General features: G+C 72.2%; 6 protein-coding genes. 2 read left to right on the top strand and 4 right to left on the bottom strand.

Annotated elements, in window-relative coordinates; translation table 11 throughout:
• A partial coding sequence (locus GX543_RS01385) for an ATP-dependent helicase (RefSeq protein WP_290849327.1) occupies window positions 1-1621 on the bottom strand: 1621 nt, incomplete at its 3' end.
• Window positions 1614-4931, bottom strand: a complete 3318-nt coding sequence (locus GX543_RS01380) for an ATP-dependent DNA helicase (protein ID WP_290849326.1) — start codon at window positions 4929-4931, stop codon at window positions 1614-1616. The genes GX543_RS01380 and GX543_RS01385, both read right to left, overlap by 8 nt.
• A gap of 72 nt (window positions 4932-5003) precedes the next feature.
• Here GX543_RS01380 and GX543_RS01375 point away from each other — a divergent pair, with 72 nt between their 5' ends.
• Window positions 5004-5816 carry an alpha/beta hydrolase gene (locus GX543_RS01375; RefSeq protein ID WP_290849324.1) on the top strand — a complete coding sequence of 271 codons (813 nt, stop codon included), beginning with the start codon at window positions 5004-5006 and terminating at the stop codon, window positions 5814-5816.
• Window positions 5817-5818: 2 nt separating this feature from the next.
• A complete protein-coding gene (locus GX543_RS01370) occupies window positions 5819-6115 on the top strand; it encodes an MGMT family protein (protein WP_290849323.1) in 297 nt (98 codons plus the stop codon).
• Between the two features lie 13 nt (window positions 6116-6128).
• On the opposite strand, the gene GX543_RS01365 is transcribed toward GX543_RS01370, so the two are convergent.
• Both GX543_RS01365 and GX543_RS01360 read right to left on the bottom strand, forming a co-directional pair.
• A complete protein-coding gene (locus tag GX543_RS01365) occupies window positions 6129-6977 on the bottom strand; it encodes a TIGR02569 family protein (RefSeq protein ID WP_290849321.1) in 849 nt (282 codons plus the stop codon).
• Between the two features lie 66 nt (window positions 6978-7043).
• Window positions 7044-7406: a hypothetical protein gene (locus GX543_RS01360; RefSeq protein WP_290849320.1), complete on the bottom strand. Its 363-nt coding sequence runs from the start codon at window positions 7404-7406 to the stop codon at window positions 7044-7046.
• Between the last annotated feature and the right edge of the window lie 4 nt (window positions 7407-7410).

Here is a 7410-nt window from a genome sequence, read left to right as displayed (position 1 = left end):
TCGGCGTCCCGGTGCCCGCCGCGAGTTCCCGGGCCCGCCGCCACAGTGCTGCGAGATCGGCGGCGCCGAGTTGCCAACGGGCGCCGGTCAGCAGACGCATGGCCGCCGTCCCGGCCATCGGGTCGGCCATCAGTCGCAGCGTCGCAACGATGTCGGTGATCTCCGGGACGTGCAGCAGACCGCCGATGCCGACCACCTCCGCGGGGATTCCGCGTCGTTCGAGTTCGGCGGCCAGCGGCGCGGAGTCCTCGTTGCGGCGCACCAGGATCGCGGTGGTCGGCGGCGGCGTCTCCTCGCGCTCGGCGGTGCGGTAGTAGTCCTCGATCCGGTCGGCGATCCACGCGCGCTCGTCCACGACCGTGTCGGTGAGGGCCAGCCGGACCGTGCCCGCGGGCGCGTCGGGCCGCGCGCGGAGCACGCTGACCGGCACGCCGCGACGGCGCAGCTCCGCCGAGCTCTGATTGGCCAGGTACAGCGCGCCTCGGCAGTTGCGCCAGCTGGTGAGGAGCTCGCACCGGCGGGCGTCGCGGCTGTCCGCGCGTGGGAAGTCGCGGGCGAAGCGCGGTAGGTTGGCCGCCGACGCCCCGCGCCAGCCGTAGATCGACTGGATCGGATCACCGACCGCGGTGACCGCAACCGGCCGACGATCACCGGTCGCGTGCCCGCCGAACAGCGACGACAACAGGATCCGCTGCGAGTGACCGGTGTCCTGGTATTCGTCGAGCAGCACCGCGCGGATTCCGGCGCGCTCGGCGTCGACCACTTCCGGATGGCGAGCCACCAGCCGGGCGGCGAGCGACATCTGGCTGCCGAAGTCCAGCGCGCCCTGGGCCGACATCGCCTCGCGCAGGGCGATCACCAGCGGAATGAGTTCCCGACGTTCGTCGGCGACCGCCTGAATGGCCCGGAGCTTCTGGCTCGGCTCCGCGCGCTGTCCCTTGCCCTTGGGCAGCGTGTCGATCATCCGATACAGGTCGGCGCCCGCCGCCTGCAGGTCCTCGACGTCGACGAGGTGCTCGGCCATCTCCGAGTACAGGCGCAGCACCGACTCGGTGACCGACGACGGCATCTTGGACGTGTTCAGCTGGCCGGGCCACGAGGCGACGACGGAGAACGCGAGCTGCCACAGTTCGGTCTCGCTCAGCAGGGTGGCGGTGGGTTCCACCGGGAGCAGCAGCCCGTAGTCGGCGATCAGCCTGCCCGCGTAGGCGTGGTAGGTGGAGACCTCGGCGTCGGCGCTGCGCAGCCGGCTCGCCAACTCACCCCCCGGATCCCACTCCAGGAGGGCGGGACTGCCCGCGAGCATCGACAGCCGACGACGGATGCGCGCCGCGAGTTCGCTGGCCGCTTTGCGGGTGAAGGTGAGACCGAGGATCTCCTCGGGCCCGACGAGCCGGTTCGCCACCAGCCACACCACGCGGGACGCCATGGTCTCGGTCTTGCCCGCGCCGGCGCCCGCCACCACCAGCATCGGCTCCAGCGGCGCCTCGATCACCTCGATCTGCTCGGACGTCGGCGGCGGCAGCCCCAGCGCCGCGGCCAGCGAGCGCGCGCCGATCAGCGGTCGCTCCCCGCTCGAAGTGCCCCCGCTCGAAGTACCACTGTTCGAGATCTCAGTCATCGATGACCGCCTTCCCCCGGAGCTGAGCCGGACAGGCCTGCACCAGCCCGCAGTGCGCGCACCCGCTGTTGGGCGTCGCGGTGAACACCGGCCCGATGCTCGCCTGCGCCGCCTCGCGGACCACCGAGATCCACTCGTCCACCTGCTCGGAAGACAGTGGCGGCTGGGTGCGTTCCGCGGCTCCGGTCTTCTTGTTGGCGCTGGCGACATAGACCAGTCGTCCACCACCGGGTTCCGTCGCCTCCCCCGCCCCACCCAGCTTCAGTGCCAGCTGGTAGGTCGCCAGCTGCGGGTGGACCTCGGCGTCGACGGCACGGATCGGGGTCTTGCCCGTCTTCACGTCCACCACCACCGGGCGGCCCTGACTGTCGGTCTCGAGTCGGTCGATCCGGCCGACCAGTCGTACCGGAAGCAGCGCATTGCCGTGGTCGTCGACCCCGGTGGGGAGGGTCGCGTCGACCTCGACCTCCACCCCCGCCTCACTGAGGTCGGCACGCGAGAACCGCAGCCAGTCGCGGAAGTTGGTGAGCATGCCCTCGGCGCGTTCGAGTTCCCGCGCGCTGTACCACTGGGCGGGCGACGACACGCGGTCCCACACCTCGTGCAGCGCGGCGCTCACCTCGTCCCGGTCGAGCTTGCCCGCCACCGCCTGCACCAGGGTGTGGACCAGCGTGCCGGTGACGGCCTGCTCGGCGTCGCCGTCTCGCCCGCCGTTGCGTTCCAGCATCCAGCGGAGTGAGCAACGGGTCAGCGCATCGACGTTCGACGGCGACAGCGTGCGCGGTCCGTTCTCCGGGGTCCACAGCGGAGCCCCGGTGCTGGGGCCCACCAGACCGAACCAGTCGGCGGGCGCCGCACCCGGCACACCGGCCTGCGCGAGGTCGGCCAGGAGTGCCGCGGCCACCCGCGTGCGCTCGTCCGGTCCGCCGTCGGCGTCGGCGCCCGCCACCGCGACCGCGCGGAGCTCGGCCACCAGGGACGGCAGCGACAGCACCCGTCGCACACCGGAGTCGAGCGGCACCTCGTCGGCCTCGAGCGGCTCCGTCTCGGCGTCGGCGCCGTAGCCGCCGATCGCGTCGGCGATCTCCGGGACGAATCGCGACGGCGAGGCGTCGCCGCTGCCGTCCTCCACGGCCGTCACCATCAACCGACTGCGAGCCCGCGTGCACGCCACCAGCAGCAGTCTGCGTTCGTCGGCGAGCATCACCGAGCCGCGCGCAATGGTGTCGACGGCATCGGCGCCGACGCCGTCGAGCAGGTCGATCAGCGCCGGTGTTCCGAGAATGCTGCCGCGGCTGCGGAGCGACGGCCACAGCCCGTCGAGCACGCCGGGCACCGCGACGACCTCCCACTCCCGACCGGCGGCCGCGTGCGCGGACACCACCGCTACCGACTCGACATCCGACACCGCGACCCGCGACTCGCGCGGAATCTGCAGCTGCCCGAGGTACTCGATGAATCCGAGCGTTCCGGCCGCGGGCAGGTTGTCGGCGAAGGTGCCCGCGGCTTCGAACATCCCGAGCATCGCGTCCAGATCGCGATCGGCTTGGTCGCCGCCTCGACCTCCCCGCAACGACTGTGCCGTCCAACGCCGCTCGAGCCCGCTCGCCTGCCACGCGCGCCACAGCGTCTCCTCCACCCCGACGCCTGCCGCATGCGCCACTCGCGCGGCGTCGATGACCTTGCGCATGTATTTGAGTGCCATCGCCTCGAACTCGGTGAGTCCGGCCAGGTACTCGTCCATCCGTCCGGCATCGGAGAGCGCGGCGGCCAGCGATGTCAGCGAGTCCACCTCGCGATCGGCGGCTTCGTCGACGCGGCGGATTCCGCGACGCAATCTGCGCAGGTTGGTCGGGTCGGCGGTGCCGATCGGACCGGTCAGCAGCGCGATCACCTCGTCGCCGTCGAGCATCGCGCCACCCGCCGCGACCCGCAGCACCAGGGTGAAGGCCTCCACCGCGCGTTGGCGGTGGATCGGGATGTCGCTGGCGGGGGTGGCCATCGGCACGCCGGCCGACGAGAACGCCCGGCGCAGGGCAGGCAGCGCGCGCGGAACTGATCGCACGACCACCGCCATCTGCGACCACGGCACGCCGTCGAACAGGTGCGCCCGCCGCATCATGTCGGCGACGGCCGTCGCCTCCTTGGCAGCGGACGAGAAGACCTGCACACCCGCCCGCCCCGGATCAGCGGGGTGCTCGGGATCGCCGGACTCGTCGGCCACCGGATACGGATGCGGGCGCGCGCCGGGGAGGCGGACCGCGAGTGCCCGACCGACGGCGTTCACCGCTGCGCGGTTGCGGAAGCTGACGTCGAGCAGCACGTCGCGCTCCGGGTCGTCGTCGGCCACCGCATCGGCGAACTTCGAGTCGGCGCCGCGGAAACCGAACACCGACTGGTCGGTGTCAGCGGCGACCACTGCGGAGTCGGCGCCAGTCCCGACCAGCCGCACCAGAAACGCCGCCTGCGGATCGAGGTGCTGGGCGTCGTCGACCAGCAGGTGCCGGATCCGTTGGCGCTGCCCGCGAAGCACGTCGGGGTCGGTGGCGAACGCCGACAGCGCCGAGCCGATCAGTTCGGCGGCGTCGACGGCGGTGACGCTGGCCTCCGGGGCGTCGAGGCCGACGGCGCCCCGCAGGAGCATGCCCTCCTCGTACTGCCGGAAGGCATGCCCGGCCGCCACCCATTCCGGCCGGTTGTGGGTGCGTCCCAGCGCGGAGAGGTCGTCGGGGCCCAGGCCGCGTTCGGCCGCGCGCATCATCAGGTCGCGGAGGGCCTGCGCGAACCCGTCGGTGGTGAGCGCGGGTCGCAGCGACGGCGGCCAGTACTCGGCGCCGTCCTCGACGTCGCCGGCGAGCAGTTCGCGCAGGATCACGTCCTGCTCGGATCCGGTGATCAGCCGCGGCGGCGGGTTCCCGTGCGCCGATGCCTGCAGACGCAGCACCGCGAAGGCGTAGGAGTGGATGGTCCGCACCAGTGGTTCGCGGAGCGCGCCGCCGAGGCTGCCGCCCGCCGACAGCACGCGCCGGGTGATCTCCGACCTGAGTTGACCGGCCGCTCGCCGGTTGGCCGCCAGCACCAGCACCGACTCCGGCTCGACGTCCGGATGGAGCAGTCGGGCGACCGCGGCGTCGACGATCAGGGCCGTCTTGCCCGTACCCGGACCGCCGTGAACTCGCCACGGCCGCCACGGGCGTTCCGGATCGGCACGGTGGGGGCCGTCGATCACGGCGGTCGCTGCCGTCGGCCACCGTCGCTCGGCGTCTGCCGGAGCCTGGGCGGCCACGAGTCGCGTGCCGGGTCGAGTCATGACACCTATGGAAGCACGCACCTGCGACAACTCCCGGACAGGCCGGGCGACATCCGCGATTAGGCTGGTGGCATGCCCGGTTCCGCCGCGGAGGTCCGCACCCTCCACACCCATCTGTTCGGCCCCGACGACCCGAACGCGCCGCACGTCCTGGCCGTCCACGGCCTCACCGGACACGGTCGGCGGTGGGGACGGCTCGCCGACGAGCATCTTCCCGGAGTCCGCGTGGTGGCCCCCGACCTGCTGGGGCACGGCCACAGTCCGTGGGAGCCGCCGTGGCGCATCGACGACAACGCCGACGCCCTCTCCGCGGTGCTCGACCGGCACGTCCCCGCCAGTGCCCGCCCGGTCGTGCTGCTGGCACACTCGTTCGGCAGCGCCGTGTGTCTGGAACTGGCGCTGCGCCGGCCCGACGACATCGCCGGTCTGGTGCTGCTCGATCCCGCGCAGGGTCTCGACGCGGAGTTCGCGGGGACCATCGCCGAGGCCGCGATGGCCCATTGGGGCAGCACCGACGCCGACGACGCCAAGGCGGCCAAGCGGATGGAGGGCTGGCATTCGGTGTCGCCCGACATCCTCGACGCCGAGGTGGAACAACACCTGATTCCGACGCCGGACGGCCGCGTCTCGTGGCGCGTGAGCGCGCCGGCCGCTGCCGTCGCGTGGAGCGAGATGACCGGCCGCTACCGGCTGCCGCCCCGCGGGGTGCCGACGCATGTCGTCATCGCCGACCGCGTGGATCCACCGTTCGTCCGACCCGCATTCCTCGCCGCATGCGCGGCCGAACGCGCCGACTCGGTGACCGTCCACCACGCCGACACCGAGCACATGGTGCCGTTCCTCGCTCCCGAACTGTGCGCGGCGCTCGTCAAGGACCTGCTGTAGCCGTGGCTGCGATCACCGAGGAGCAGGTGGAGCAGGTACGCGCGCTGGTGGTGGCCATCCCGGCCGGACACGTGAGCACCTACGGCGACCTCGCGGCCGTCGTCGGGCTGCCGAGTCCGCGGATCGTCGGATGGATCATGCGGACCGATTCCGCCGATCTGCCCTGGCACCGCGTAGTTCCCGCCTCCGGGAAGCCGGCCGCGGGCATCCGGAGGCGGCAACTCGACCGGCTTCGCGACGAAGGGGTCCGCGTGGTCGACGATCGGATCGATATGAAGGCGCACCGGCTGGTGCGCTGAGCGACGCGAAGGGTTAGACCATCAGCCGAACGAGGTCGACCACGCGCAGCAGGCCAGGCAGCGCGCCGGAGGTGGAACGCGGGTGCATCGCGTGCACCGCGAGCCGGAACATCACCGCGCGCAGCAGCATCTGCGGCCACTCGGGCTGATTGGACCACCGCTCGATGAGGTCTTCACTCGCCCCGCCCCAGGCCAGCGCGTCCACCACCACCACCGCGGCCGCCCACGACGCCGGTCGCCAGTAGGGGACGATGTCGGTGATGGCCGGGGCCGCGGCGCCGGCGAACAAGACGGTGCCGAACAGGTCGCCGTGGACCACTTGCGACGGCAGGTCGACCGGACGGCGCAGCGTGCCCAGGATCTTCAGTTCGGCGATGCTTCGCAGACCGTCGTCGCTGGTCGGCTCGTCCATTCCGGCCGCGCGCGCACTGCGCAGCGGGTTCTCCTCCCACGCCGCACGGTCGGCGGCGACGAAGACGTCGACGTCGTTGAACGGCGGTGCGGGCGGCTGCAGCAGGAAACGCGGGCGCTCGAGCTTCGCGGTCGCGGCGTGCAGCCGGTCCGCCATCGCGACGACCTCGTCGTAGCGCGGTTCGGGACTGCCCGCCACATAGGTGTCGGCGCGCCACCCGGACACCACGTAGCGCCCGTCGGAGGCGCGGATGGGGCGGGCGATGCGCATCCCCTCCACGTAGAGGTTCTCGCGAGCCGTCGCCGACCAGGCGGCGCGCGCATGATCGGGAACCAGCGTCAAGACCACTTCGCCGACGCGCCATGCCGCAACGTCCATCGCAATGGGCGGATGCGCGGTGAGACCGAAGGTGGTCAACACCTGCTCGGGCGGCTCGACAATGCTGGTCACGAACGCCAGATTACCCACGACGTCGATAGATTCGCCGGAGCGACACCAGCCGCGCGAGTCACTCGATCAGACGGCTGCCACCAGGTACGCCACCAGCGGCGGAACCGTGCACCCGAGCGCCACACCACTCGCGAAGAGCAGAGCGAGAACCAGCGTGACCCCGCGGAGACGCAGTGCCGTCAGCGCAACCGCCGCCGCCACCAGAACCCCGCACACCCCCGGGTACAGCCAGTCCGGATGCGTCCAACCCGGCGCGTCCGGTCCCCACCCGTACCGCCAGCCGAGCCGCAGCGCGAACCACACCGGCACCGCGGTCGCCAACCCGGTCGCGAACCCACCGACGATGCACAGGAGGGCGTTGAACGCGGCGGGCAGCAGGCGCGGCGCAGAAGAAGACGGCGCAGGAGCGGACGATGCAGGGTCGGTCATGGCG

The organism is Gordonia sp. (in: high G+C Gram-positive bacteria), assembly GCF_012515855.1.
Lineage (GTDB): Bacteria > Actinomycetota > Actinomycetes > Mycobacteriales > Mycobacteriaceae > Gordonia.
The sequence above is the reverse complement of the archived record's forward strand: the minus strand, read 5'-3'. Positions and strand labels throughout refer to the sequence as shown.